Genomic DNA, 25,804 nt, shown 5'->3' with positions numbered 1-25,804 from the left:
AACGGATCCCCCATGTTTGACGGCTTCACAGCAGAGACCTTAGCGCGGATGCAATTTGCATTCACAGTGTCGTTCCACATCATCTTTCCAGCCTTCTCGATCGGGCTGGCGAGCTACCTGACGGTCCTGAATGCCTTATGGCTCAGGACAAGGGACGAAACATATCTGACTCTATTCGGGTATTGGAAAAAGATCTTTGCTGTGGCCTTTGGCATGGGTGTCGTTTCTGGCATCGTGATGTCCTATCAATTCGGGACAAACTGGTCGGTATTTGCGGATAAAACGGGCCCTGTGCTGGGGCCCCTAATGGCCTATGAGGTCCTCTCGGCCTTCTTCCTCGAGGCTGGATTTTTAGGAATTATGTTGTTTGGTCGCGAACGGGTTGGTGATGGCCTTCATATGTTTGCAACTGCTATGGTCTCATTTGGTACGCTTATGTCTGCCACATGGATCCTGTCGGTGAATTCTTGGATGCAGACGCCTGTTGGCTACGGGATCAACGAGCTGGGCCAGTTCGTGCCCGAAGACTGGTGGCAGATCGTCTTTAACCCGTCCTTCCCCTACCGTCTGGTTCACATGGTTCTTGCCGCCTATCTGACAACCGCCTTGGTTGTCGGGGGCGTTGGCGGGTTGCACCTGCTACGCGACCGCAAAGATGCCCCTGCGCGGCGGATGTTTTCCATGGCCATGTGGATGCTGGTCGTTGTTGCGCCTTTGCAAATTCTGGCAGGCGATGCGCATGGTCTAAACACGCTTGAGCATCAGCCCGCCAAAGTCATGGCGATGGAAGGCCACTATGACAGCCACCCGCACGGCGCACCTTTGATTCTGTTCGGCATTCCAAACGCCGAGGAACGCCGTATCGACTATGCCGTGCAAATCCCCAAGCTTTCGAGCCTCATCCTGAAGCACCACCTCGACGCGCCTCTTGATGGGCTCGACACGATACCAGACGAAGACGAGCCCCCCGTGGCAATACTGTTCTGGAGCTTTCGGATCATGGTGGGTCTTGGATTTGCGATGCTGGGCCTTGGCGCGTGGAGCCTGTGGCGTCGCCTAAAAGGCACCCTGTATGACGATCAATGGCTGCACCGAAGCGCCATCATCATGGGCCCAACTGGGTTTGTCGCCGTCCTTGCTGGCTGGATCACAACCGAAGTCGGCAGACAGCCCTTCACCGTTTACGGATTGCTGCGCACCAGTGACAGCCTTGCGCCTGTGGCGGCGCCCGCTGTCGCGGCCTCGTTGATTGCCTTTATCATCGTTTACTTTTTCATCTTTGGCGCGGGCACGTTTTACCTACTGCGGATGATGAACAGCCCAGCAGGGTCAAAACAGACCAACCTCACGGACGGCCCCATCCGAACCGCTGGTGCCAATGTTATCGCCTCGATCGATTCTGCTGATAAGGAAAACGGCCATGTTTGAACTCTCGTTTATCTGGGCTGGCATCATCGCCTTTGCCGTGTTGACCTATGTGATCCTTGATGGCTTTGACCTAGGTGTGGGCATCCTGTTCCCCTTTGCCGAAGGGGAACGTGAAAAGGCCACGATGATGAACTCAATCGCGCCAATCTGGGACGGCAATGAAACATGGCTGGTCATGGGCGGTGGCGGTTTGTTTGCGGTTTTCCCGCTGGCCTATGCCGTGATTATGCCCGCGCTTTATATACCAATCACCATCATGCTGTTGGCACTGATCTTTCGCGGGGTCGCGTTTGAATACCGCTGGCGGACAGAGCGCTGGAAACCCGTTTGGGATGCCGCGTTTTTCGGCGGCTCGATCGTTGCCGCCTTTATGCAAGGCATCTCACTGGGCGCTTTGGTTCAGGGTATCGAGGTCGCTGACCGCGCCTATGCTGGCGGCTGGTGGGATTGGCTCAGCCTGTTTTCGGTCCTCACCGGATTGGCCGTTATCGTTGGCTATGCCTTGCTGGGCGCGACGTGGATTATCCTAAAAACCGAAGGCAGCTTGCAACGCCAGATGCAAGGCTACGCATGGTGGCTTGCCGCTGGCACGCTCGGCTTTGTCGGGTTCGTGAGCATCCTCACCCCGTTTCAGGATCCGATCTATTTTCAGCGCTGGTTCAACCTACCTGGAAGCATCTTTAGCGTTCTCATGCCGGGTGCCGTTTTGGCAGCTGCATGGGCATTATTCGCAGGGCTAAACGCGGGCAAAGATGCTCAGCCGTTCCTTGCTGCCCTCTGCCTGTTTATCCTGTGCTTTATCGGCATCGGCATCAGCTTTTACCCCAATATGGTCCCCCCCAGCCTGACAATCGCCGAAGCCGCCGCACCTGATGAAAGTCTCTGGTTTGCTTTGGTCGGCACATTGGTTCTGGTGCCGATGATCCTTGCCTATACGGCCTATACCTATTGGGTCTTCCGTGGAAAGGTTGACCCCGAAGAAGGCTATCACTGATGCTGTCACCTTCGGCCAAAAAGGTCGCATGGTTCATCGCAATCTGGCTGATGAGTGTGGCTGCCCTTGGCGTCGTCGCCTATGCGATCAGGCTGGCTATTCACGCCTGACAAAGACAAAGAGGGCACCGATTTGCTAAACTTTTAGCACTTGGTGGCCTCTTTACTGCCCCAATAAGCCTGCACCTTAAAAGAAAAATCTTTTGAGGCCAGCATGGAACTTTTGTCACAAATATACGCGACGTTTATCAGGACCTTCACCGATCTTGAATCACGTTTGGCGGTTTTTTACCTCTGCATAACGATCCTGATCGTCGCGATCCTCTGGGTGGTTCGCGGGCGCCCAACCAGCTTTGTTTCGTATCTGTTGCCCAAAGAAGTTTACCTGCACAAATCCAATATCGTGGACATCAAGATATTCCTGTTCAACTCGATCCTTTCTGCAGGTGGTCTGTTTGCCGCTGTGACGATGACCCCCGTGATGACCGTGACCGTCCTGAACGCCCTTGGATCACTAACAGGCGCCAGCCCCGCGCCGGTTGATCTGACTTTGGGGAAAATGGCCCTTGCGACACTGATCATGATCCTAACGTTGGATTTCTGCAAATACTGGGCGCACCGTTTGCACCATGAAACAATGATCCTGTGGCCATTCCACGCGCTGCACCACTCGGCCGAGATCATGACCCCGCTGACAGCAAACCGGAACCACCCTGTCTTCCTCATCCTACGCGCGCTCATTTACACCGTTATTGTTGGCTCTGTTCAGGCATTGATGTTGTTCTTGCTGATGGGCAAAATCGAAATCCTCGCGATTGGCTCTGTGAACGCTGGCTATTTCATGTTTAACGCCCTTGGTTCCAATCTGCGTCACAGCCACGTTTGGCTCAGCTATGGACCAGTGATGGAGCACATCTTTATCTCCCCTGCCCAGCACCATGTGCATCACTCAATCGACCCTAAACACTACAACAAAAACTACGGTGAGGTGTTTGCGATTTGGGATTTGATGTTTGGCTCCCTCTACGTTTTGCGCAGCCATGAAAAGATCGAATACGGACTCGCCGACAAACATGGCGAACGGATCGAACAGCCCTATCCAAACCTTCGCACTGCGCTGCTGGACCCCTTTGCTGACAGCTGGCGTGCGCTTTGGAAAGGGACATCTCGCGATCCCAAAATCATTGCGGCCACCAAGGAAAGCACCGCATCATGAACCGCGGTCTCTCGATCTGGCTTGATGCGCTTCGCGTTTGGGCAACCATCATGGTTGTCTTTTCGCACGTGGCCTACCCACGCTTTACGCGTGGCGATTACATTTTTCTGCGTGAGCTAAACTTGGGCAGCGACAGCGTGATCGTGTTTTTTGTCATCTCTGGCATGGTGATTGCCTATGCCGCTGGGCGCGACGCAAAACTATCCACCTACGCCTTTAATCGCCTGACGCGCCTTTTATCTGTCTTGCTCCCTGCTCTTTTGCTGACCTTTGCGTTTGATCAAATCGGCCGCAGCATCGGGCCTGAGGCCTATGGCAGCTTTTACAACCCTCTCCCCTTTGGCGAACTCATGTTGCGCGGGCTATCTATGTCAAACGAATGGGGCGCGTTTGAACGCGTTCGCTTGGGGACAAATGGGCCACTTTGGTCTCTTAGCTACGAAGCAGGGTATTACATTTTGTTTGCCGCTGCGTTCTTCCTAACCGGATTGCGCCGTGTCGTGGTCCTCCCGCTTCTGGCGTTCTTCGTCGGTCCCCGTGTTCTCCTCCTGATGCCAGCATGGCTCATCGGTGTTTGGCTGTGGAATTGGGTCGCGTCAGGAGGGGCCGAGCGCCTCTCAATCCCCATCGCACGCCTAATGGCGTGGGGTGGTCCGGTTGGTTATGTCTTCTGCCTTTGGGCCGGTATTCCTGACGTATTGGCGGCCCTCACGGCCGACGCACTCGCTCCACAGAATCATCGCATCATCCTTGCCTTTTCCGATGAATGCATCTGGAATGCCCTGCTGGGGGCCATAACAGCGGTTCATATCATGGGAATGGCAAAGTTATTGCAGGGCTACCAAGGCACCCACCCAAGGATTCGCTGGTGGGCTGGGGCAAGCTTTTCCATTTATGTCACCCATTACCCCGCCCTACATCTGATCGATGCGTTGTTTCCTGCCGAAACATTGGCACGGGACGGTTTGCTCGTCGTGGGGTCAATCGCTGTCGGACTGGTATTCGCCCAAATCTTCGAGCGGAAAATTAATAACTTTCGCAACGGGTTACTACTCGTCCGGAACAAAAAATCCCTGCGAAACATCTAAAAACATCCGACCGTTTAGTCGAATTTTTGGCGCCTAACGCCAACACCATTTTTCCCATCGAAAGAAAAAGTGGTGAGCCCTGATGGGTTCGAACCATCGACCTACTGATTAAAAGTCAGTTGCTCTACCAACTGAGCTAAGGGCCCACTGGAGCGCTGTTTAGAAACCTGCACCGTTAGGGTCAACCCCCATAACGCATGAATTTTCGTTGGACTGCTGGAATATGCGATAGGCTGGCGTTATATGGCCAGAATGAACCAGAAAACCGCCCCCTCTTTGCCCTTCATGAAGATGCATGGCCTTGGAAACGACTTTGTTGTCGTCGATGCCCGCAGTCATGCCCGCTCCTTGCCTGAAAAATTGGTGCGGGGAATCGCTCATCGGCAGATGGGAATCGGTTTTGATCAGCTTACAGTGATCGAAAATGGCAGCGGTGACGCCCATTTGACGTTTTATAACGCCGATGGCTCAACCTCAGCGGCTTGCGGTAATGCCACCCGCTGCATCGCGCGGTATCTCATGGATGAGTCGGGCAAGGATGCACTGCATTTAACCACTGATCGCGGCGACCTATATGCGCAAGACGCAGGAAACCGAATCACATCGGTGAACATGGGGCAGCCGCAATTGAATTGGAACGAAATCCCCCTGCGCGAAGAGATGGATACGCTGTCCCTTCCGATTGAGGGCGCCCCCACCGCGACAGGAATGGGAAATCCCCATTGCACGTTCTTTGTCGACGATGTTTCCAGCATTGATTTAGCCGCTTTTGGCGCGGCCCATGAACATCACCCGCTTTACCCCGAACGAACCAATGTTCAGGTCGCACAGATCATCGGCCCCGATCACATCCGCATGCGGGTGTGGGAGCGCGGCGTAGGCATCACGCTGGCCTCTGGGTCGTCTTCCTGCGCTACAGCCGTTGCAGCGGCCCGTAGGGGCCTTACAGGACGCGCTGTGAGCATTGATCTGGATGGGGGCACCCTTCACGTTGACTGGCGCGATGACGGCGTCTGGATGAGCGGCCCAACCATGCATGTAGCTGACGGAACATTCACCGCCGAATTTTTGGCCAGCTGTTCATGAGCGCCCCCATTTTCTCAAACCACGGCTGTCGGCTGAACCAATATGAATTGGAAGCTATGAAGGAACTCGCCGATGACGCGGGGCTGAAAGATGCTGTGGTCATCAACACCTGCGCCGTCACTGCCGAAGCCGTTCGCAAAGCCCGCCAAGACATCCGTAAACTGCGCAAGGCTAACCCGAACGCCCGCCTCATCGTTACAGGCTGCGCAGCACAAACCGAACCCGCAACATTCACCGAGATGGACGAAGTAGATGCGGTAATCGGGAATACCGAAAAAATGTTGGGCGACACCTGGCGTGGTCTGGCTGCTGATTTCATCGGTGAAACCGAAGCCCTGCAGGTGGATGACATCATGTCAGTCACCGAAACCGCAGGCCACCTGATTGACGGGTTCGGCACGCGCAGCCGTGCCTATGTTCAGGTCCAGAACGGCTGCGACCATCGCTGTACCTTCTGCATCATCCCCTATGGCCGCGGCAACTCGCGCTCGGTGCCAGCTGGTGTTGTTGTTGATCAGATCAAGCGGCTTGTCGACAAAGGCTTTAACGAGGTGGTCCTCACAGGTGTGGACCTGACCTCATGGGGGGCCGACCTACCTGCCGCACCTAAATTGGGTGATCTAGTGATGCGCATCCTGCGCCTTGTGCCAGATTTACCGCGCCTCAGGATCAGCTCGATTGATTCCATTGAGGTGGACGAAAACCTGATGCAGGCCATCGCGACCGAGCCACGGCTGATGCCCCATCTTCATCTATCACTGCAACATGGCGACGACATGATCCTCAAACGGATGAAGCGGCGCCACTTGCGCGATGATGCCATCAATTTCTGTACCGAAGCGCGGAAACTGCGCCCTGACATGACCTTTGGCGCGGATATCATCGCAGGGTTTCCAACGGAAACGGACGCGATGTTTCAAAACTCGCTAAAGCTGATCACTGAATGCGACCTGACGTGGATGCATGTCTTTCCCTATTCCGCCCGTGAAGGCACGCCAGCAGCGCGTATGCCTGCCGTAAACGGCGCTGTCATCAAAGCCCGCGCGGCCCAGCTGCGCGCAGCAGGAGAAGAGCAGGTAGCGCGCCACCTGAACGCTCAGGTTGGGAAAACACATCAGGTTCTTATGGAAAACCCCCATATGGGGCGCACAGCGCAATTCGCCGAGGTCACCTTTGACGCAGCTCAACAAGAAGGCGCTATTGTTCCCGCGAAAATTCTGGGCCGACAAGAAACCCAACTGATCGCCTAACCCGCCTAATTCCAGACCCCGAAACGCAAAACGCCCGCGGAGATTATCCGCGGGCGTTTGTGTTTATGTCGCGTCTATTAGGCTTTGCGCTTGGCAGTGGCCCAGATGCGTTTGTTGGTCAGATACAGCATCACCGACAGAATCGTCAGGAAGATCACTGCAGCAAAACCGGCCTGCTTACGCGCGCCCAGTTTAGGCTCAGCGGTCCACATCAGGAATGCAGCAACGTCATGCGCCATATCCTCAACCGAGTTGGAGTGACCGTCAGCGAATTCAACCGCTTCATCATAGAGAGGTGGCGCCATAGAGATCCACCCACCAGGGAAGTAGTGGTTTTCGTAGAAAGTTACGCCAGCTTGCTCTTTCTCTTCGCCTGTATAGCCGTGCATCAACGCCGAGATATATTCAGCACCACCGGTACCTTTCATCAACTGGTTGATACCCAAACCGTAAGGGCCGTGGAACGCAGCACGCTTTTTCGCCATCAAAGACAGGTCAGGTGCGGTATCCAGTGCCGAAGCAGGAAAGTGGTCAACCGGCGTCGCGGCGCGGAAATCATCCAGATCAGCATCGAATACTTCGAACTGCTTGGAATATTCGATCACTTGTTCTTCGGGCAGGTGTGGACCGCCTTCATCACCAAGTGTGCGAAGCGGAACAAACTTGAGCCCGTGACACGCGGCACAAACTTCGGTGTAGATCTGAAGACCACGCTGAAGCTGGTTTACGTCATAGGAACCAAACGGACCGTCGAATGAGAAATCTACGTTTTCGACCGCGTGGCTGCCGCCGCCACCCGCCGCAAATGCGACAGGTGCAGTCAGTGCCAATACAGCAGAGAGGAGTGTTGCTTTGATCATGTTCATCTCAATTTACTCCGCAGATTTTACGGGTGTGGACGCATCGCCAGTTTTTGGCGGGTAGTGCGCGTCAAAGTCCGCTTCGATCGTTTCAGGAATTGCATCTGGTTTCTCGATCACGCCAAGCAAAGGCAAGATCACAAAGAAATATGCAAACCAGTAGGTAGAAGCGATCAACGAGAAGCTCGCATAAGGCTCTTCAGCAGGCATCGCACCCAGCCACATCAGGGCGAAGAAGTCGATAACCAGCAGCCAGAACCACCACTTGAACATCGGACGGTAACGGCCCGAACGAACGCGGCTTGTGTCCAGCCAAGGCGCGGCAGCCATTGCGGCAATCGCACCAAACATCGCCATCACACCAAAGAATTTTGCGTCGATGATGCCACCGGACAGTGTCTCGGCGATGATCACAACCCATACTTCGGAAGTGAAAGCACGCAAGATCGCGTAGAACGGCAAGAAGTACCATTCAGGAACGATGTGTGCAGGTGTCGCAAGCGGGTTCGCTTCGATGTAGTTGTCAGGGTGACCAAGGTAGTTTGGCATAAAGCCAACAACCGCAAAGAACACCACAAGGATCACGGCCAATGCGAACAGGTCTTTGATCACAAAGTAAGGCCAGAACGGCAGCGTGTCTTTTTCAGCGTCTTCTTTGGATGTGCGACGTACTTCAACACCCGTTGGGTTGTTGTTACCTGTCGAGTGGAACGCCCAGATGTGAAGGATCACAAGACCGGCAATAACAAACGGCAGCAAGTAGTGCAGCGAGAAGAAACGGTTCAGCGTGGCGTTATCCACGGCAGGACCACCCAACAGCAAAGTTTGGATCGGTTCACCGATCAACGGGATCGCGCCAAACAGGCCAGTGATAACTGTCGCACCCCAGAAGGACATCTGCCCCCATGGAAGAACGTAACCCATAAACGCAGTACCCATCATCAAAAGATAGATCAGCATGCCGATCACCCACGTAATCTCACGTGGGGCTTTGTATGAACCATAGTACAGACCACGGAAGATGTGGGCGTAAACAGCAATAAAGAACAAGGAGGCGCCGTTTGCGTGCAGGTAACGCAGCATGTAGCCGCCGTTTACGTTACGCATAATGTGCTCAACACTCGCGAACGCCTGATCGACGTGCGGTGTATAGTGCATCGCAAGAACGATACCGGTGACGATTTGAAGCGCCAGACAGAACGTCAGAACGATGCCCCAGATCCACATCCAGTTCAGGTTCTTCGGCGTGGGGATCATCAATGTGTCATACATGAGTCCGACAACTGGCAGACGGCTGTGAAGCCACTTCTCGCCTTTGGTCTTTGGCTCATAATGGTCGTGAGGAATTCCAGACATGTGTTGCTTCCTTTAACCGAGTTTAATCGTTGTTGCGTCTGTCCATTCCGCTGGCGGAATAGGCAGGTTCTCTGGCGCGGGTCCCTTACGGATACGACCGGAAAGGTCATAGTGCGAACCGTGACAAGGGCAGAACCAGCCACCAAAGTCACCGGCATCGGCCAATGGAACACAACCAAGGTGCGTGCAAACACCCATCTGAACAATCCATGCACCCGGTGCTTCACCCTCAGGCGAAGGCATCACACGGTTTTCGTCGATCGCCGACGCTTCTGGGTCAGACAGGTTCGCGTTACGTGCGTTTGTATCGGGCAAGGAACCAACCGCAGCTTCATCTTGCGCTTTTGCTTCCTGAATCTCTGCACCGGTACGGTGGCGGATAAATACAGGTTTGCCCAACCATTTCACAGTCAGCTGTGTACCAGGCTCAACGCCGCTCACATCCACACGGATGGAGGACAGGGCGCGAACATCTGCAGAAGGGTTCATCTGGTTGACCAGTGGCCAAACAGCAGCACCTACAGCAACGGCACCTGTGCCTGCGGTCGCATAGTAGAGGAAGTCCCTCCGATTGCCTTCGGTATCATCAGCATGTGACACGTTGGTATCTCCGTATTTTGGGCCCCAAAAAGGCCAACAGGTATTAAGACGCACTTGTCCTAAGGCGCCGGATATTGCTGCGGTATCTAACTTGCGGTGTGCCAGTCGTCCAGATGGTTTAGACGCGCAAAGGGTCGCAGTGCAAAAAAATCACTGGTGATTTGATCTTCTTTTGTCAAATTTAGCCCATTGGAGGGGCTGTCTTAACCATCGACTCACGCGATTCGAACTCTTTGAACCATGCCGCCAGCCCATCATTCCCCCTGCGCCACTCGCGAGAGCCATGCCGAAAATCGACATAGGCTAGCGCACAAGCCACGCCAATTTGGCCCATATCCAACGGCCCTTGCAGATTGCTCATCCAGCGGGTGTTCAGTGTCGCTATTGCCCGCTCGATTTTAGACCATTGGCCTTCCACCCACTCTGGCATCTGCTTTTCCTCAGGGCGAAGACGGGCCTCATAAGTCATCAAAACCGCCGCCTCCATAATCCCGTCTGCGGTTGCCTCCAAAGTCAAAGTATCCCAGCGGCGCGCACCGGAAGGATAAAGCTGATCACCACCGCGCGCATCCAGATAGGCAGCAATCACGCGGCTATCATACAATGTTGGCCCGTCTGGCCGCTCTAACGCCGGAATTTTTGCCAACGGATTCGCCGCCAGCAATTTTGGGTCTGCGGCCAGAGGGGTTGTGGCGACATTAATCAATTCAACATCGGCCTCCTGCCCTGTCTCTTTGACGAGAATCATAATTTTTCTGACGTAGGGCGATGTGGGGGCGTAATACAGTTTCATTTGTTTTCCCTAATAGTGGCAGCCGCAAGCGTCACTTTTTACGCCAAAACCAATCTTGGCAACCGTTGTCTAACGGTGATCCAGATTTCGCATCATCTCGGCCAAGGCAGCAACCTCGGTGCCGATTCCCTTTTCGGCCATCTGACCCGCGGCATCAACGCGTGCCTGTTCCACCTTGTTCTGGCCCAACTTCCATGTGCCATCTACACCCGTCACCGTGAAGCGAAACGGAACAATCATCCGCATCATCTTTTCCAATGCCTCCGGTGTCATCTTCGCCGCTGCCCACGGCGGTTTTGGCAACAACTGCTTTTCAAAATTTTCCGACAATCGATCCAGAACATCGCGCAGCTTTTCCTGAGATAGCTTTTCGAGCTGGCCTGTTAGATGAACGGCAATATAGTTCCACGTGGGCACTTGATCGGGCAGACCATACCAATCCGGAGAAACATAACTATCAGATCCGGAAACCACGATCTTGGCCGGCAGCGGCCCTTCCCCCATCCGCGCGATGGGGTTTGATCGCACCAAATGCAGCTCTGCGGTGCTCGCATCTTCGTTCAAAAGAAATGGCACATGGCTGATGCTTGGGCCCTCTTCGCCATTCACCGCAAGAACACCAAAGGCACGCTGACGGGCAAAGGCAATGTTACGCGCTTTATCTACGTCATGGAAAATCGGATTCGGATGCACGGTGCTCTCCTGTGGATTTGCTACGATAAGCTATTGCAGAGGATCGCGCGACTTGGCAATCTATCTCTATTCTCAGGGCGGGGCGAAATTCCCCACCGGCGGTATGGGGGCGCGCCCCCGAGCCCGCGAGCGCTGCCAACCTCCATTCCAGAGGCGGCAGGTCAGCAGATCTGGTGAGATGCCAGAGCCGACGGTCATAGTCCGGATGGAAGAGAATACAGGGTTTGGGTGTGCCTCACGGGGCGCGGCCTTTGGCCTGTAATCGCCTTGGGTGGACGTGTTTGAACCTAAAGGAGATACCCATGACAGACACCCCCGCCCGCTTCGCCTTTGTCAAAGCACAATGGCATGCAGATATTGTGGACCGCGCCTATGACGGCTTCACCGAAGTCGCGGCAGACGCCCAGACAGACAGCTTCGACGTGCCCGGCGCGTTTGAGATGCCGCTCAAGGCGCAACAACTGGCCAAAACCGGAAAATATGACGCAGTAATCTGTGCCGCCCTTGTGGTGGATGGTGGCATCTACCGCCATGATTTTGTCGCCGCGGCTGTGGTTGACGGGCTGATGCGCGTGGGGCTCGACACAGGCGTGCCGGTTCTGTCGGTTTCCCTGACGCCGCACCACTATCAAGAAACCGATCACCACAATGAAATCTACCGCGCCCATTTCGTCGAAAAAGGCCGCGAGGCCGCCCGCGCGGCCCTTTCCATTACCGCCGCCTAACCCAAATAGGCGCGCAGCTCGGGCGGCGGATTTTCCATTAGATCCGCCGCTGGGCGTGGCGCATGCGCGCGGCCACTTTCCACAAAAATCACCTCATCTGCGATCCGGTGCACATCGTCCGGCGCATGGGTCACCATGACCAAAGCAGCCCCCGTTTGCGCGACCAAATCCTGCACCAGATCCAACATTTCATTGCGCAGCGCGGGCCCTAGGGCGGCAAAAGGTTCATCCAGCAACACCACGGGCCGCGCCTGTACCAGCACCCGCGCCAAGGCAACACGGCTTTGCTGGCCGCCAGACAGGTTGGCGGGTTTGCTTTGCTCATAGGCGGCAAGCTCAACACGGGCCAAGGCCTGCGCCACTTGCTGCTTTTGCGCGACCGTCAGCCGCAGATCAGGGCGCAGCCCCAACCCGACATTCTGCATGACGGTCAGATGGGGGAACAGGTTGTTATCTTGGAACAGCATCGTCATATCACGCGCATCAGGGGCTGTATCGGTGATGTCTTGGCCGCGCCAAACCATCCTGCCTTCCGCCAGCGGCACAAACCCACACATCGCAGACAGCAGCGTCGATTTACCCGCCCCCGACGGACCGATCACCGCATATTTGCGCCCCGCCTCCAGCGTGAAATCCGCACGCATCGCAAAGTCACCCTGCGCAATCAGCGCTTTCTCAAGCTTCAGCACGCCAGCGCCCTCCTTTGTCACACAGCCAGAATATCCCAAGGCTCAGCGCCAGCAAAACCAATGCCGCCCCCGCCGCCGCGTCCAAACGATAGGCGCTCATCAACCGCACCATTTGCAACGGCAAAGTGACGCGCTCGGGGTCCGCGAACAGCGCAATTACACCCAAGTCCCCCATCGACAGCGCTCCTGTCAGCCCAGCCGCAAAGCCAATCTGCGCGCGCAGACGCGGGATCAACACAACCCGCCAAAGGCTCCAACCACGCAGCCCTAGAACCGCGCTTAGCCGGCCATAGGTCCGCAACGCATCGCGCATCGGCGGCACCAAAATCCGCAAGGCAAAGGGCAGCGACATCATCGCATTCACAAACACCGTGACGGCCAAGGCAAAATCCGCAGGGTTGGCATGGGGGTTGATCACAATGAACCAGCCCGTGCCAATCATCAGCGGCGATGCAGATAACCCCAACAGGCCCACGGCCTCCACCCCGCCACGGGGGCGCCCTGCGATCCACCCCGCCATGGGCAAGGCCAGCACCAGCAAAAGAACAATGCTGCCCAGCGCGACCGAGATTGAAGCCCAAGCCGCGTGGTACACTGTTGTTGGCATCGACTGCAGGCCAAAGACACCGCGCAAAACCACCGCAAACAGAGGAACCAACAAAAACGCCGCTGCAAAGGTAATGCTGCCAATATCCAAAGCGCGTTGCAGCCCACCACGTGCATCCCAGCGCGGCAACAGGCGATCCAACCCGCCCCCCACTGACATGGCAGGCACCAACCGTAACGCCATCAGGGCTGTTCCGCCTGCCAGCACCAGCTGTACAAGTGACAGCATCGCAGCGCGGCCCAAATCAAAATCCGTGCGGAAGGCCTCGTAGATCGCCAGCTCAATCGTGGTGGCACGTGGCCCCCCACCAAGGGTCAATGCGACGGCAAAACTGGTCAAACATATCACAAAAATCAAAGCCAATGCGCCGGGCACCACTGCGCGCAGCATCGGCATTTCAATTGCACGAAATATCGCAATTGGCGTCATGCGCAGCTGCGCAGACAGGCGAAACCGCTCTGCCGGAATATCATGCCAACCTTGCAGCATTAGCCGCGTCGCCAGCGGTAAGTTGAAAAAAACATGTGCAATGACGACCCCATGCACCCCGTAAATCGAGATTTCAGGCAGCCCCACAGCACCCAGAACAACATTCGCCCAGCCGCTGCGGCCAAACACCGTCAGTAGGCCAAACACCGCAACAATCACTGGTAAAATGAATGGCGCACCCAAAAGCGTGATCAACACTCCGCGCCCGAAAAACCGTCGCCGCGCCAAGGCGCGGGCAACGGGAATGGCCAACACCACGGAAAACAACGCCGATAAACCAGCCTGCCACACCGTGAACCGCAACGCGGCCCAATCGCCAGCCGTGAGGGACATCTGGCTGTCCATCCGTGTGGCAATGCCAAAGGCAGCAGCCATAATGACCGCCACCAAAACGGCAGCGGCCATCATGCCTGCTTTTTTAGTTACTGCGTCAGGCCGATGCGCCATGCTTCAACCGCTTTGTCGCGCAGCGCCTCTGCTTCAGATTCATCGTAGAACAGAACCTTTTCAGGCAAGGGCAGATCGGACCAACCCTCAGGCCACTGCGCCTGAGGCAAAGCAGAAGGCAGCGACCAATTGGCCGTCGGGATCAACGTCTGGAACGCGTCCGACATCACATATGCCAAGAACGAATCGGCCAGCTCGGGCACATCGGTTTTGGTGACTTTGGCGACGGTTTCGACCATGAAGTAATGCCCCTCAGGGAAGAGAGCGGCCTTCTTGGTGAAATCCTCTTCGGCGAACATGTGGTAGGCGGGGGATGTTGTATAGCTCAGCACCATGTCGGCTTCGCCATCGGTGAACATGCCATAGCTAGAGGACCAGTCCTTGGTCACCGTCAGGATTTTTGGCGCCAGTTTGGCCCAAACATCCTGCGCCTTGTCGCCGTAGACGGCCTCAACCCACAAAACCAGCGCCAGACCCGAAATCGAGGTGCGCGGGTCTTGGACCACGATGCGCAGATCGTCAGGCATCTCTAGCAGCGCGTCAAAGCTGGCTGGCGGCGTGTCCATGCGGCTGGTGTCATAGATGAACGCCGTGTGGCCATAGTTGAACGGCAAGAACGTGTCATCGGTCCAGTCAATCGGCAGCGTCAATGCGCTGTTGTCTTGCCCGTGTGGCGCCAGCAACCCCGTCGCGCGGGCTTTGGCCGTCACATCCGAGGTCAGCCCCATCACGATATCCGCCTCGATGCGGTCGCCTTCCAGCAACAAACGCGGCAGAAGATCACCGGTCGAGAAAACCAGATCGCAATCGCAGATTGCCTCGAATTCCTTTTCAATGATCGGGCCAGGGCCCCATTCAGACGTGAAATAATCCCCTGCATAAACTGTCAAAACAGGGGTGTCCGCAGCGGCTGCTGTCGCGGCGATAAATGTTGTAGCAGCAAGTGTAAGAGCCTTCATGGCATCCTCCAAAATGCGGCGACGAGAAGATGGAGTTTTGCCCATACCTTCCCTCCGCCGGTGTTAACCGGTTCAGGTTCAACGGGTCAGCTTTCGCAATCTCAGCACTTTCGTGCCCCCCGAGGTAGACACAGGCCTAGGAGGTCAACATCCCTTTGGCAAGCCGAAACCCCTTGAGACACCGCGCCACCCCCGTTAAATGCAAAGAACAAAGGAGCCCCATCATGTCGATCAACAGCTTTGGCCATCTCTTCCGCGTGACAACTTGGGGCGAAAGCCACGGACCTGCCTTGGGCGCCACCGTCGACGGCTGCCCTCCTGGGGTCACCATCACCCCCGAGATGATCCAGCACTGGCTGGACAAACGCAAACCGGGCCAGAACAAATACACCACCCAGCGCCGTGAGGCCGATGAGGTGCGGATCCTGTCCGGCACGTTTGAAGGCGTGACTACAGGCACGCCGATCCAGCTGATGATCGAAAACACCGATCAACGCTCCAAAGACTACGGCGACATCAAAGAAAAATTCCGCCCCGGTCACGCCGACATCACCTATTTCCAGAAATACGGCATCCGCGACTATCGCGGTGGCGGGCGGTCATCGGCGCGCGAAACCGCGTCTCGCGTTGCGGCGGGCGGTCTTGCCCGTGAGGCGATCAAACAGATTGCCCCCAACGTGGAAATCACCGGTTACATGGTGCAGATGGGCCCGAATAAAATTGACCGCGACGCGTTTGATTGGGAGCAAATCGAACAGAACCCTTTCTGGGTACCAGATGCCAAGGCAGCTACCGACTGGGCCGAATATCTTGACGGTCTGCGCAAATCGGGATCTTCCGTTGGCGCGATCATCGAGGTGACCGCCCGCAACGTTCCCGCCGGCATCGGCGCGCCGGTTTACGGCAAACTCGACACAGATCTTACCGCCGCGATGATGAGCATCAATGCCGTCAAAGGTGTGGAAATCGGCGAAGGCATGTCCGCCGCGATGCTCACAGGAGAGCTGAACGCAGATGAAATCTTCATCGGCGAAGACGGCCAGCCCGAATACTCCTCCAACCATTCAGGCGGCATCTTGGGCGGCATCAGCACGGGCCAAGACATCGTTGTGCGCTTTGCGGTTAAACCGACCTCCTCCATCCTGACCACCCGCAAAACCATCACCAAATCAGGTGAGGAAACCGAGATCATCACCAAAGGCCGCCACGATCCTTGCGTCGGCATCCGCGCAGTCCCCGTGGGCGAAGCCATGATGGCCTGTGTGATCTTGGACCACCTGCTGTTGCACCGCGGCCAGATCGGCCAGAACCGCGGCACAATAGGCTGAGCCTATACAGCCAATCGGGTTCAACAGGACCGATTGTTTTGCCACCTTGTAACTTCGCCGCCTCAGGCGCATTAGTGCCCCATGGCCAAATCAATGACGCAGAACAATCCCGCCCGCGCGATCACCTTAAAGGTCGGTGCGATATTTCTGTTCACCGTGATGGCCGCGCTCATCAAAATTGTTTCCGAAGAAATGCCCACAGGCCAAGCCGTGTTCTTCCGGTCTTCCTTTGCAATGCCGCCGATTGTCTTTTGGTTATGGCAGCAAGGTCACCTGCATGACGGCTTCAAAGCGAACAACATGCTGGGCCATGTCTGGCGCGGATTGATCGGCACCTCAGCGATGATCATGACCTTTGGCGGCCTGTCATTACTGCCCCTGCCCGAGGTCACCGCGATCGGCTATGCAACACCGATTTTCACCGTCATCTTCGCCGCCCTTTTGCTGGGTGAACGCGTACGCTTGTTTCGCTTTTGTGCCGTGGCCCTTGGGCTGATCGGAGTGCTGATTGTCATCGCGCCACGGCTGTCTTTTGACGAAGGCTATTCTAGCCTTGCAACCATCGGGGCGCTGATGATTCTCACCGCCTCTATTTTGCGGGCTTTGGTGCAGATCCACCTGCGCCGCCTTGTGCAAACCGAAAGCACCTCTGCCATCGTGTTTTATTTTTCGCTTACCGCAACGATTTTGTCCCTGTTGACCCTGCCGCTGGGATGGGTCTTCCCCAGCCCTGCCCTGTCATGGACCACCCCTAGCCTCGTCGCGCTTGCGCTGATCATCACCGCAGGCACCGTTGCGGGGTTTGCGCAGATCATGGTCACCGCCAGCTACCGCTTTGGGTCGGCTTCGATGCTTGCGCCCTTTGACTATTCCTCAATGATCTTTGCGACCCTCATCGGGTGGTTTATTTTTGCCGAAATCCCAACTTCTGCAATTTTGATCGGCGCAACCCTTGTCATTATCGGCGGCGTCCTGATCATATGGCGCGAACGGCAGCTTGGGGTGGATCGCAGCAAATCCAAACCCAGCATCGCCCCCTCAGGCACTGCAAACTAGGAAATTTCCATGTCAGACGATCACAAGAAAAAGATGCAAGAACGCCAGACCGAGCAGCGCAAGCGCGTGGCCGAACTGCAAGACCCCGAAAAAGGACTGGTTCTGGTTCATACAGGGGCTGGCAAGGGCAAAACCTCCTCTGCATTCGGCGTGGTCGTGCGCGCACTGGGATGGAAGCAAAAGGTCGGCGTTGTTCAATTCATCAAAGGCAAATGGAAAACCGGCGAACGGCTGTTCTTTGAACGCCTCGACGAGGTGACATGGCACACAATGGGCGAAGGTTTCACGTGGGACACCCAAGACAAAGAACGCGATATCGCCGCCGCCCAAGCCGCCTTTGCCAAGGCCCGCGCGATGATGGAGAGCGGCGACTATGACCTTGTCGTGCTGGACGAAATCAACATCGCCATGCGTTATGAATACCTGTCGGTGCAAGATGTCATCGCAGGGCTGGAGGCCCGCGACAAACGTACAGGCGTGATCCTGACAGGGCGTGACGCCAAACCCGAACTGCGCGAATACGCCGATCTGGTGACCGAAATGACCGAAGAAAAGCACCCCTTCAAAGCAGGCATCAAAGCCCAGCGCGGCGTGGATTTCTAAATCCTGATCTAGTCCTAGATCAAAACAAAAATGGCCAGCCAAAGGGCTCTCTCTGGCTGGCCACTCCAATTCTACTCAATGCTTATTCGCGGACCAGCTTTTCATAGCTTTCGGCGATATCGCGGGTCAGTTCGCCCACTTCAAACGTATAGTCGCCGATCTGGCCAACTGGCGTGACTTCGGCAGCGGTACCCGTCAACCAGCACTGCTCAAACCCGTCCAGCTCTTCGGGCATGATGTGGCGTTCGTGAACGGTGATGCCGCGATCCTTTAGCATCCCCACAACCGTCTGGCGCGTAATCCCGTTCAAAAAGCAATCCGGCAGGGGCGTGTGTACTTCGCCGTCTTTCACGAAAAAGATATTCGCACCAGTCGCCTCGGCCACATAGCCGCGGTAATCGTACATCATCGCATCCGAACAGCCGTTCGCCTCGGCCGCATGTTTGGACATGGTGCAAATCATATACAGACCCGCCGCTTTGGCGTGGCTGGGGATTGTCTCAGGACTAGGGCGTTTCCATTTGGAAATATCCAGCTTGGCGCCCTTCATTTTGGCGTCACCGTAATAGGCGCCCCATTCCCACGCGGCGATTGCAACGCGCACAGGGTTTTTCGCAGAGGCCACGCCCATGTCCTCACCCGCACCACGCCATGCAATTGCACGCACATAGGCGTCTTGCAGACCAGATGCTTTCAGAACTTCAGCCTTTGCCGCCTCTAGTTCATCAACAGAATATGGGATCACAAAATCAATCATCTCGGCCGAACGTTTCAGACGCTCGGAGTGCTCGCGGCTTTTGAAAATCTTGCCGTTATAGGCCCGCTCGCCCTCAAAAACCGAAGACGCATAATGCATGGCATGGGTCAGAATGTGCACATTGGCTTCACGCCACGGAACCATCTCTCCATCCATCCAGATGAAACCATCGCGGTCATCATATCCACCAGCCATTGCATTTCCTTTTCGTGAACACATAATATTTCAAATATTGCGTCAAAATGCCCAACGCCGACATAAAATTACGCAAAACCTTGCATTTCGTAGCCTTTCATGGTTGGAGTGTCAACAACACTGACATAAACTACCCCGCAAAATACCTACGGGAGACGACCCATGGACAGGCGCGCATCCAGCCCCTCTCACGGAGAGGCATTGCTGTTTCTCACCGACGAACAGCTAAGACAGGGCATCGAGGCGATGTTCTTTGCCTATCGGGGCTTTACGGCTGATCCAGATCGCATTCTGGCCGATATGGCCTATGGCCGCGCCCATCACCGCGCGATCCACTTTATCGGGCGCGCCCCTGGCACCACAGTTAATAACCTGTTGAACATCCTTGGGGTAACAAAACAGTCGCTGAACCGTGTATTGCGTACCCTCATCTCAGATGGTCTGGTAGAAAGCAAAGTTGGCCGTATAGATAAGCGTGAACGCCATCTGAATCTCACACAGGCAGGACAGAAATTGGAACAAACCCTCTCAGACGCTCAACGGGCAAGAATGCGGTCCGCGTTTCGGGATGCTGGCCCTGACGCCGTGGCAGGGTTCCGCACAGTTCTAGAGGCGATGATGGATTCGGAAATGCGCAACAGCTATACCCGCCTAAAGGATAACGCATCATGAGCATTCCCGACGCACACCTACTGATCGTTGATGACGACGAACGCATTCGCACCCTGCTGCAAAAATTCCTGATGCGGCACGGTTTTCTGGTCACCGCTGCCCGCGACGCGGCCCATGCGCGCCGCGTTTTATCGGGGCTTGAGTTCGATATGATCATCCTCGATGTCATGATGCCGGGCGAAGACGGGCTTAGCCTTACACGCTCCTTGCGCGAAACTTTGGAAACGCCTGTTCTTTTGCTTACCGCGAAAGGTGAAACCGATAACCGTATCGAAGGTTTGGAAGCAGGCGCCGACGACTATCTTGCCAAACCCTTTGAACCAAAAGAGCTGCTGCTTCGGATCAATGCAATCCTGCGCCGGATGCCCGAAACCCAAGCAGAGGACACCGCCCCCAAAGTGCTGAGCCTTGGCCCCATCCGCTATGACATCGAACGCGGCGAGATGTGGCAAGGGGATGAACTGGTGCGTCTAACCGCGACAGAAGTCCAACTGATGAAAATCTTTGCCGCCAAACCAGGCGAAGCATTAAGCCGCTCAAATCTGGTGGAAGAGCTGGGCCGCGACCGTGGACAGGCCCAAGAGCGCGCTGTTGATGTCCAGATCACGCGCCTGCGTCGCAAAATCGAAACAGACCCCAAACAACCCCGCTATCTACAAACCGTTCGCGGAGCGGGATACATGCTGGACCCCGATTAACACGCCCAGCCTAACCACATTTAGCAGATGATTTTTTGACCATTCACAGCCGTGCTTCGGCTGGTCATATACGGGCAGGAACAGTATGGTCCCTCAACCCGAATTGAGAGAGATTCCAATGACCGACACACCTGTCTCCGAGATGAGCTTTGAAGCGGCAATGGCCGAACTGGAAACCGTTCTGGGCAAACTGGAACGCGGCGATGTGGCGCTGGATGAAAGCATCACGCTGTACGAACGCGGCGCCCTGCTGAAAGCCCGCTGCGAGGCCAAGCTGAAAGAAGCCGAAGAAAAAGTCGCCGCAATCACCTTGGATGCGGATGGAAACCCTGCTGGATTAAAACACGTCGAAGGCCTGTAACAGTGAACAGCTTTGCAAAGGCCCTAAAAGACGCAGGTGTCTTAGCTTCTTCGCATATCATCAAATCACTGGACGGCACCACGGGGCCGATGCGTGACGCGATGCTATACGCAACCACGGGCGGTAAGGGTCTGCGCGCCTTTTTGGTGATCGAAAGCGCACGTTTGCACGGGATCACACCCGCCATTGCCACCCCAGCCGCTGCGGGGATCGAGGCACTGCACGCCTATTCCCTAGTGCATGACGATCTGCCCTGTATGGATGATGACGATCTGCGCCGTGGCCAACCAACCGTGCACCGCAAATGGGATGAAGCAACCGCCGTTCTGGCAGGCGATGCGCTTCAAACGCTTGCGTTTGAAATGACCGCCCAGACCGAATGCCCCGATGCTGCACGCCTGCACCTTGTCACGACATTGGCACAGGCCGCAGGTGTGCGGGGAATGGTCGGGGGCCAAGCGCTCGACATCGCCGCCGAGACGGCAAAGACGCCTCTTACATTGGACGAAATCACCACCCTTCAGGCTGGCAAAACAGGCGCGCTAATCGAATGGTCTGCAACCGCTGGCCCGATCATGGCACAGGCAGATACCAGTGCACTGGGGCAATATGCCCGTGATCTGGGGCTCGCCTTTCAAATTGCGGATGATATCCTTGATGTTGAAGGCGATGCAGAAACCGTCGGCAAAGCCGTTGGAAAAGATGCTGACGCTGGCAAAGCCACATTCGTGTCCCTTCTGGGTCTTGATGATGCCAAGGCCCGCGCGCACGATTTAATGACCTCCGCTTGCGACGTTCTATCCGTCTATGGCAACGATGCAGAGACCCTACGCCAAGCCGCAAAATTTGTGGTCACCCGCAAAAGCTAGGAACGACCAGATGACCGATACGCCAAACACGCCCTTGCTGGACAAGATCAACCGCCCTGCGGATATGAAAACACTCTCCGACCCCCAGCTGACCCAGCTGGCGGATGAGCTGCGTAATGAAACCGTTTCCGCTGTTTCGGTCACCGGCGGCCACTTGGGCGCTGGCCTCGGCGTGGTCGAGCTCACCGTGGCACTGCACGCCGTGTTTGACACCCCGCGTGACAAAATCATCTGGGACGTGGGCCACCAATGCTACCCCCACAAAATCCTGACCGAACGCCGTGACCGCATCCGCACGCTGCGCATGGAAAACGGCCTCAGCGGATTCACCAAACGCTCCGAAAGCCCCTATGACCCCTTCGGCGCGGCCCATAGCTCTACCTCGATCTCGGCCGCCTTGGGCTTTGCCGTTGCCCGTGATCTGGGCGGTGTGGTCCCCGAAGGGCTGGGCGATGCGATTGCCGTGATCGGCGATGGCTCTATGTCCGCTGGCATGGCCTATGAGGCGATGAACAACGCGGGTCATTTGAAAAAGCGGATGATCGTCATCCTCAACGACAATGAGATGAGCATCGCGCCCCCCGTTGGCGCCATGTCCGCCTACCTGAGCCGCCTCTATGCCGAAGAACCGTTTCAAGAACTGAAATCCGCCGCAAAAGGCGCGGTCAGCCTGCTGCCCCCGCCCTTCCGCGAAGGCGCAAAGCGCGCCAAGGAAATGCTGAAAGGCATGGCCGTTGGCGGCACCTTGTTCGAAGAGCTGGGCTTTAGCTATGTTGGCCCGATTGATGGCCACGACATGGACCAGCTGCTGCCCGTCCTACGCACGGTCAAATCGCGCGCAACAGGCCCGATCCTGATCCACGTACTGACCAAAAAGGGCAAAGGCTATGCGCCCGCCGAAGCCGCCCGTGACAAAGGCCATGCAACCGCCAAATTCAATGTTATCACGGGCGAGCAGAAAAAAGCGCCCAGCAACGCACCCAGCTACACCAACGTCTTCGCAGACAGCCTGCTGCAGGAAGCCGCCGATGACGACAAAATCTGCGCCGTCACAGCAGCCATGCCCGATGGTACCGGCCTGAACCTGTTTATGGAGCGCTACCCCTCGCGCTGCTTTGATGTGGGCATCGCCGAACAACACGGCGTCACCTTCTCTGCCGCGCTGGCCGCTGGTGGGTTGAAACCGTTCTGCGCGATGTATTCCACGTTCCTGCAACGCGGTTATGATCAGGTTGTCCACGATGTCGCGATCCAACGCTTGCCTGTGCGCTTTGCGATTGATCGCGCGGGCCTTGTTGGTGCCGACGGGGCCACACATGCAGGTTCATTCGATGTGGCCTTTCTGGCCAACCTGCCTGGATTTGTGGTCATGGCCGCTGCGGATGAGGCCGAGCTAAAGCATATGGTCGCCACCGCCGCCGCCTATGACGATGGCCCGATCGCCTTTCGCTTTCCGCGCGGCGAAGGGCGCAGCGTGGATATGCCCGAACGGGGAATCCCACTGGAAATCGGCAAGGGCCGCTTGATCGCTGAGGGCAGCCGCGTGGCGATCCTGTCCTTTGGCACCCGTCTGGAAGAGGTCGAAAAGGCCGCGGAGGCGCTGAAGGCCAAAGGCATCACGCCCACCATCGCTGACGCCCGTTTTGCAAAGCCGTTGGATCAGGACATGATCCTGTCGCTGGCCCAAAACCACGAGGCCCTGATCACCGTCGAAGAAGGCGCCGTGGGCGGCTTTGGCAGCCATGTGGCACAACTACTCGCGGATAATGGCGTGTTCGACAACGGCCTCAAATACCGCTCCATGGTGCTGCCTGATACCTTTATCGATCAGGCAAGCCCCGCAGACATGTACGCTATCGCTGGTATGAACGCCGAGCAGATCGAGGCAAAAGTTCTCGACACCCTTGGCATCGCAACTCTTGGCGCAGCGCGCGCCTAGTCCTTTTGCGCGGCGATCAGCTGATCCAGCTTGGCTTCTAGCGCGGCTAGCTTTTCGTTCACCTCAGCACGGTAGGCATCTGTGCTGGCCACTGATTCCTCTTGGTGCGCGTCCTGCATTGAGTTCACGATCAAACCCACCAACAGGTTCACCACAGCAAATGTAGTGACCAAGATGAACGGCACAAAGAACATCCACGCATAGGGGTAAACCTCCATCACAGGGCGCACGATCCCCATCGACCAGCTTTCCAGCGTCATGATCTGGAACAGCGAATACCCCGATTGCCCCAAGGTGCCGAACCACTGCTCAAACGACCCTCCAAATAGCTTGGTCGCCATGACTGCCGCGATGTAGAAAATCAGCGCCATTAGGATGAACACCGACGCCATCCCTGGCAATGCGGTCACAAACCCCTCAACCACACGCCGCAGCCGCGGCGCCACAGACACCACGCGCAATACCCGCAAAATCCGCAATGCCCGCAGCGCAGAGAAACCCTGTGCCGCCGGAACCAACGAAATCCCAACAATCGCAAAGTCAAAAATGTTCCACCCATCGCGGAAAAATCGCGTTCGATATGCTACCAGCTTTGCCGCGAGTTCGGCGACAAACACCGCAAGGCAGGCACGATCCAAGAACGTGATCAAACCACCCACCTGCGCCATGATCGACTTGGAAGTCTCTAGCCCCAGAATGATCGCATTGAACAGGATCACCACAAGGATCGCATTGCGCACCCGATCCGCCTCTAGGTAGGAAGTTAGCTTTTCGGTAAAGGTCATCGGGGCTCCATCATTCGCATTCTTGGGGGGTTATATGGAGCGTCAGAAAGCCATCAACAAGGTGTCTTACCCTGACTGCTCCAACAATGCCGTCAAACCGCTTTGATATGTTGGATACTTGGGCTTCCAGCCGAGTTCCGCTTTGATACGCTTGTTGCTGACCCGCTTGCTCTCGGCGTAGAAACTGCGCGCCATTGGCGTCATTTCAGCCGCGTCAAACGGAACCGCCTCGGGCACAGGAACACCCAATAGCTCCGCCGCATAACCGATAACATCCTGTGGCGGCGCAGGGATGTCATCGCATAGGTTATAAATCGCTCCAGCGTTTGGCGCCTCCAAGGATAGCTCCAGCGCAGAGGCAATATCCTCAACATGGATGCGGCTAAACACCTGCCCCTCTTTGATGATGCGCCGCGCGGTACCAGCCCGCACTTTTGCAAAGGGCCCACGCCCCGGGCCATAGATACCCGCCAGCCGAAAGATATGCAGCGGAAGGTCAGGAATAGACTGCCAATCGGCTTCTGCCTGAACCCGTGCCGCACCACGTTTGGTACTGGGCGTTAGGGCAGTGGTTTCATCCACCCAGCCTCCCATGTGATTCCCATATACGCCAGTGGTCGAAAGGTACCCGACCCAATGCTTGGAGGCAGCAGAACTGGTGACAACACCCCGCAGCGCATTCAATACCGGATCCCCATCCACAGACGGCCCCGCCGAGATGAGCATATTCGGGAACTCTTCAATCAGGACCTCAAGATCAGTTCCAGGCCACAGGACTGGCTCGACGCCTGTTGCCGCTATCTCATCCATCTTGGCTTCGTGGCGCGTTGTGCCAACAATATGCCAGCCTTCCGGAACAAGACGAGCAGCCAGCGCCCGTGCGCTATAACCATGACCTAATGACAGTAACCGATTATCCAAAAAAGCCCCCGCAACCTTACAAGATGCCCAAAAAAAAGCGGCCTCTCCGCAAAGGAAAGGCCGCTAATTCGTAAATAACTTAAAGACGCTTAGTCTGTAGTGCCGTGGCCGTCTACGGAACCGTCGTCGTCGTCATCGCTGTCGGATACGAGAGCTGCGATTGCAACTGCTGCCAGTACGCCGCCGATGATTGCTGGGGCGCCGATGCCGGAACCGCCTGCTGGAACGAATGCTGTTACGTCATCTTTTTCTTCTGGCTGAGCCAAGGAACCCGCGAAAGAAGTGGTTGCTGCGAATGCTACGATTGTAGCCAAAGAAATAGTTTTCAACATTTTAGTCAT

At 56.2% G+C, this 25,804-nt stretch carries 28 protein-coding genes, 1 tRNA gene and 2 riboswitches; of the genes, 16 read left to right on the top strand and 13 right to left on the bottom strand.

Going from position 1 to position 25,804, the window contains the following annotated elements:
* Nucleotides 1–12: 12 nt before the first annotated feature.
* The 5 genes from Z948_RS0108555 to Z948_RS0108535 all read left to right on the top strand — a co-directional run bounded on the left by Z948_RS0108555 (nt 13) and on the right by Z948_RS0108535 (nt 4,725).
* Nucleotides 13–1,428 carry a cytochrome ubiquinol oxidase subunit I gene (locus Z948_RS0108555; RefSeq protein ID WP_025059150.1) on the top strand — a complete coding sequence of 472 codons (1,416 nt, stop codon included), beginning with the start codon at nt 13–15 and terminating at the stop codon, nt 1,426–1,428.
* Nucleotides 1,421–2,422, top strand: a complete 1,002-nt coding sequence (gene cydB, locus Z948_RS0108550; RefSeq protein WP_025059149.1) for a cytochrome d ubiquinol oxidase subunit II — start codon at nt 1,421–1,423, stop codon at nt 2,420–2,422. Before Z948_RS0108555 ends, cydB begins: the two co-directional genes overlap by 8 nt.
* Complete coding sequence (locus tag Z948_RS18725; RefSeq protein ID WP_081784040.1) at nt 2,422–2,532, top strand: DUF2474 family protein; 111 nt, start codon at nt 2,422–2,424, stop codon at nt 2,530–2,532. The genes cydB and Z948_RS18725 overlap by 1 nt, the downstream gene beginning before the upstream one ends.
* 103 nt (nt 2,533–2,635) lie before the next feature.
* The gene (locus tag Z948_RS18425; RefSeq protein WP_025059148.1) at nt 2,636–3,637 is read left to right on the top strand and encodes a sterol desaturase family protein; all 1,002 of its coding nucleotides are present in this window, start codon (nt 2,636–2,638) and stop codon (nt 3,635–3,637) included.
* A complete protein-coding gene (locus tag Z948_RS0108535; RefSeq protein WP_025059147.1) occupies nt 3,634–4,725 on the top strand; it encodes an acyltransferase family protein in 1,092 nt (363 codons plus the stop codon). The genes Z948_RS18425 and Z948_RS0108535 overlap by 4 nt, the downstream gene beginning before the upstream one ends.
* Before the next feature lie 70 nt (nt 4,726–4,795).
* Here Z948_RS0108535 and Z948_RS0108530 read toward each other — a convergent pair.
* A tRNA-Lys gene (locus tag Z948_RS0108530) sits at nt 4,796–4,871 on the bottom strand.
* 106 nt (nt 4,872–4,977) lie between these two features.
* On the opposite strand from Z948_RS0108530, the gene dapF reads away from it, so the two are divergent.
* Together dapF and mtaB are read left to right on the top strand one after the other, a co-directional pair.
* Nucleotides 4,978–5,811, top strand: a complete 834-nt coding sequence (gene dapF, locus Z948_RS0108525) for a diaminopimelate epimerase (RefSeq protein WP_156023460.1) — start codon at nt 4,978–4,980, stop codon at nt 5,809–5,811.
* Complete coding sequence (gene mtaB, locus Z948_RS0108520; RefSeq protein ID WP_025059145.1) at nt 5,808–7,061, top strand: tRNA (N(6)-L-threonylcarbamoyladenosine(37)-C(2))-methylthiotransferase MtaB; 1,254 nt, start codon at nt 5,808–5,810, stop codon at nt 7,059–7,061. Before dapF ends, mtaB begins: the two co-directional genes overlap by 4 nt.
* Before the next feature lie 77 nt (nt 7,062–7,138).
* Here mtaB and Z948_RS0108515 read toward each other — a convergent pair whose 3' ends face one another.
* The 5 genes from Z948_RS0108515 to Z948_RS0108495 form a co-directional block, all read right to left on the bottom strand.
* Complete coding sequence (locus Z948_RS0108515; RefSeq protein WP_025059144.1) at nt 7,139–7,921, bottom strand: cytochrome c1; 783 nt, start codon at nt 7,919–7,921, stop codon at nt 7,139–7,141.
* A 12-nt stretch (nt 7,922–7,933) separates the two neighbouring features.
* The gene (petB, locus tag Z948_RS0108510; RefSeq protein ID WP_025059143.1) at nt 7,934–9,277 is read right to left on the bottom strand and encodes a cytochrome b; all 1,344 of its coding nucleotides are present in this window, start codon (nt 9,275–9,277) and stop codon (nt 7,934–7,936) included.
* A gap of 12 nt (nt 9,278–9,289) precedes the next feature.
* Nucleotides 9,290–9,877: a ubiquinol-cytochrome c reductase iron-sulfur subunit gene (gene petA / locus Z948_RS0108505; protein ID WP_025059142.1), complete on the bottom strand. Its 588-nt coding sequence runs from the start codon at nt 9,875–9,877 to the stop codon at nt 9,290–9,292.
* Between the two features lie 181 nt (nt 9,878–10,058).
* The gene (locus Z948_RS0108500) at nt 10,059–10,670 is read right to left on the bottom strand and encodes a glutathione S-transferase (protein WP_025059141.1); all 612 of its coding nucleotides are present in this window, start codon (nt 10,668–10,670) and stop codon (nt 10,059–10,061) included.
* Nucleotides 10,671–10,739: 69 nt separating this feature from the next.
* Complete coding sequence (locus Z948_RS0108495; RefSeq protein ID WP_025059140.1) at nt 10,740–11,363, bottom strand: FMN-binding negative transcriptional regulator; 624 nt, start codon at nt 11,361–11,363, stop codon at nt 10,740–10,742.
* 64 nt (nt 11,364–11,427) lie between these two features.
* A riboswitch (FMN riboswitch) is annotated at nt 11,428–11,584 on the top strand.
* 81 nt (nt 11,585–11,665) lie between these two features.
* On the opposite strand from Z948_RS0108495, the gene Z948_RS0108490 reads away from it, so the two are divergent.
* The gene (locus tag Z948_RS0108490; protein ID WP_025059139.1) at nt 11,666–12,088 is read left to right on the top strand and encodes a 6,7-dimethyl-8-ribityllumazine synthase; all 423 of its coding nucleotides are present in this window, start codon (nt 11,666–11,668) and stop codon (nt 12,086–12,088) included.
* Here Z948_RS0108490 and Z948_RS0108485 read toward each other — a convergent pair.
* From Z948_RS0108485 to Z948_RS0108475, 3 genes are read right to left on the bottom strand one after another with little or no spacing between them, the layout of a single operon-like run.
* A complete protein-coding gene (locus Z948_RS0108485; protein WP_025059138.1) occupies nt 12,085–12,777 on the bottom strand; it encodes a thiamine ABC transporter ATP-binding protein in 693 nt (230 codons plus the stop codon). The genes Z948_RS0108490 and Z948_RS0108485 overlap by 4 nt on opposite strands.
* Nucleotides 12,764–14,320 (bottom strand): thiamine/thiamine pyrophosphate ABC transporter permease ThiP, encoded by a 1,557-nt coding sequence (locus Z948_RS0108480; RefSeq protein WP_025059137.1) that lies wholly within the window; start codon nt 14,318–14,320, stop codon nt 12,764–12,766. Before Z948_RS0108480 ends, Z948_RS0108485 begins: the two co-directional genes overlap by 14 nt.
* The gene (locus Z948_RS0108475) at nt 14,296–15,279 is read right to left on the bottom strand and encodes a thiamine ABC transporter substrate-binding protein (RefSeq protein WP_025059136.1); all 984 of its coding nucleotides are present in this window, start codon (nt 15,277–15,279) and stop codon (nt 14,296–14,298) included. Before Z948_RS0108475 ends, Z948_RS0108480 begins: the two co-directional genes overlap by 25 nt.
* Before the next feature lie 32 nt (nt 15,280–15,311).
* A riboswitch (TPP riboswitch) is annotated at nt 15,312–15,411 on the bottom strand.
* 92 nt (nt 15,412–15,503) lie between these two features.
* On the opposite strand from Z948_RS0108475, the gene aroC reads away from it, so the two are divergent.
* The 3 genes from aroC (at nt 15,504) to cobO (ending at nt 18,266) form a co-directional block, all read left to right on the top strand.
* The gene (aroC, locus tag Z948_RS0108470) at nt 15,504–16,607 is read left to right on the top strand and encodes a chorismate synthase (protein ID WP_025059135.1); all 1,104 of its coding nucleotides are present in this window, start codon (nt 15,504–15,506) and stop codon (nt 16,605–16,607) included.
* Between the two features lie 81 nt (nt 16,608–16,688).
* On the top strand, nt 16,689–17,663 hold the full coding sequence (locus tag Z948_RS0108465; RefSeq protein WP_025059134.1) for a DMT family transporter: 975 nt from the start codon (nt 16,689–16,691) through the stop codon (nt 17,661–17,663).
* A 9-nt stretch (nt 17,664–17,672) separates the two neighbouring features.
* A complete protein-coding gene (gene cobO, locus Z948_RS0108460) occupies nt 17,673–18,266 on the top strand; it encodes a cob(I)yrinic acid a,c-diamide adenosyltransferase (RefSeq protein ID WP_211250470.1) in 594 nt (197 codons plus the stop codon).
* A gap of 82 nt (nt 18,267–18,348) precedes the next feature.
* Here the strand turns inward: cobO and Z948_RS0108455 are convergent, their stop codons facing one another.
* A complete protein-coding gene (locus Z948_RS0108455) occupies nt 18,349–19,218 on the bottom strand; it encodes a branched-chain amino acid aminotransferase (protein ID WP_025059132.1) in 870 nt (289 codons plus the stop codon).
* A 162-nt stretch (nt 19,219–19,380) separates the two neighbouring features.
* Between Z948_RS0108455 and Z948_RS0108450 the strand changes: the two genes are divergently transcribed.
* From Z948_RS0108450 to dxs, 5 genes are all read left to right on the top strand, one after another.
* On the top strand, nt 19,381–19,890 hold the full coding sequence (locus tag Z948_RS0108450; protein ID WP_025059131.1) for a MarR family winged helix-turn-helix transcriptional regulator: 510 nt from the start codon (nt 19,381–19,383) through the stop codon (nt 19,888–19,890).
* Nucleotides 19,887–20,588 (top strand): response regulator, encoded by a 702-nt coding sequence (locus Z948_RS0108445; protein ID WP_025059130.1) that lies wholly within the window; start codon nt 19,887–19,889, stop codon nt 20,586–20,588. The genes Z948_RS0108450 and Z948_RS0108445 overlap by 4 nt, the downstream gene beginning before the upstream one ends.
* 118 nt (nt 20,589–20,706) lie before the next feature.
* On the top strand, nt 20,707–20,949 hold the full coding sequence (locus tag Z948_RS0108440; protein ID WP_025059129.1) for an exodeoxyribonuclease VII small subunit: 243 nt from the start codon (nt 20,707–20,709) through the stop codon (nt 20,947–20,949).
* Between the two features lie 2 nt (nt 20,950–20,951).
* Nucleotides 20,952–21,818, top strand: a complete 867-nt coding sequence (locus tag Z948_RS0108435) for a polyprenyl synthetase family protein (RefSeq protein ID WP_025059128.1) — start codon at nt 20,952–20,954, stop codon at nt 21,816–21,818.
* 10 nt (nt 21,819–21,828) lie between these two features.
* Nucleotides 21,829–23,757, top strand: coding sequence for a 1-deoxy-D-xylulose-5-phosphate synthase (gene dxs, locus Z948_RS0108430; protein ID WP_025059127.1), 1,929 nt, complete (start codon nt 21,829–21,831; stop codon nt 23,755–23,757).
* Here the strand turns inward: dxs and Z948_RS0108425 are convergent.
* The 3 genes from Z948_RS0108425 to Z948_RS0108415 all read right to left on the bottom strand — a co-directional run bounded on the left by Z948_RS0108425 (nt 23,754) and on the right by Z948_RS0108415 (nt 25,795).
* Complete coding sequence (locus Z948_RS0108425; protein ID WP_025059126.1) at nt 23,754–24,542, bottom strand: ion transporter; 789 nt, start codon at nt 24,540–24,542, stop codon at nt 23,754–23,756. The two genes, dxs and Z948_RS0108425, sit on opposite strands and share 4 nt — an antisense overlap.
* Nucleotides 24,543–24,608: 66 nt before the next feature.
* A complete protein-coding gene (locus tag Z948_RS0108420) occupies nt 24,609–25,463 on the bottom strand; it encodes an SDR family oxidoreductase (RefSeq protein ID WP_025059125.1) in 855 nt (284 codons plus the stop codon).
* A gap of 89 nt (nt 25,464–25,552) precedes the next feature.
* The gene (locus Z948_RS0108415; RefSeq protein WP_025059124.1) at nt 25,553–25,795 is read right to left on the bottom strand and encodes a hypothetical protein; all 243 of its coding nucleotides are present in this window, start codon (nt 25,793–25,795) and stop codon (nt 25,553–25,555) included.
* Nucleotides 25,796–25,804: the final 9 nt, after the last annotated feature.

The organism is Sulfitobacter donghicola DSW-25 = KCTC 12864 = JCM 14565 (assembly GCF_000622405.1).
Taxonomy (GTDB): domain Bacteria; phylum Pseudomonadota; class Alphaproteobacteria; order Rhodobacterales; family Rhodobacteraceae; genus Sulfitobacter; species Sulfitobacter donghicola.
This window is presented reverse-complemented; position numbering and strand designations above follow the sequence as displayed.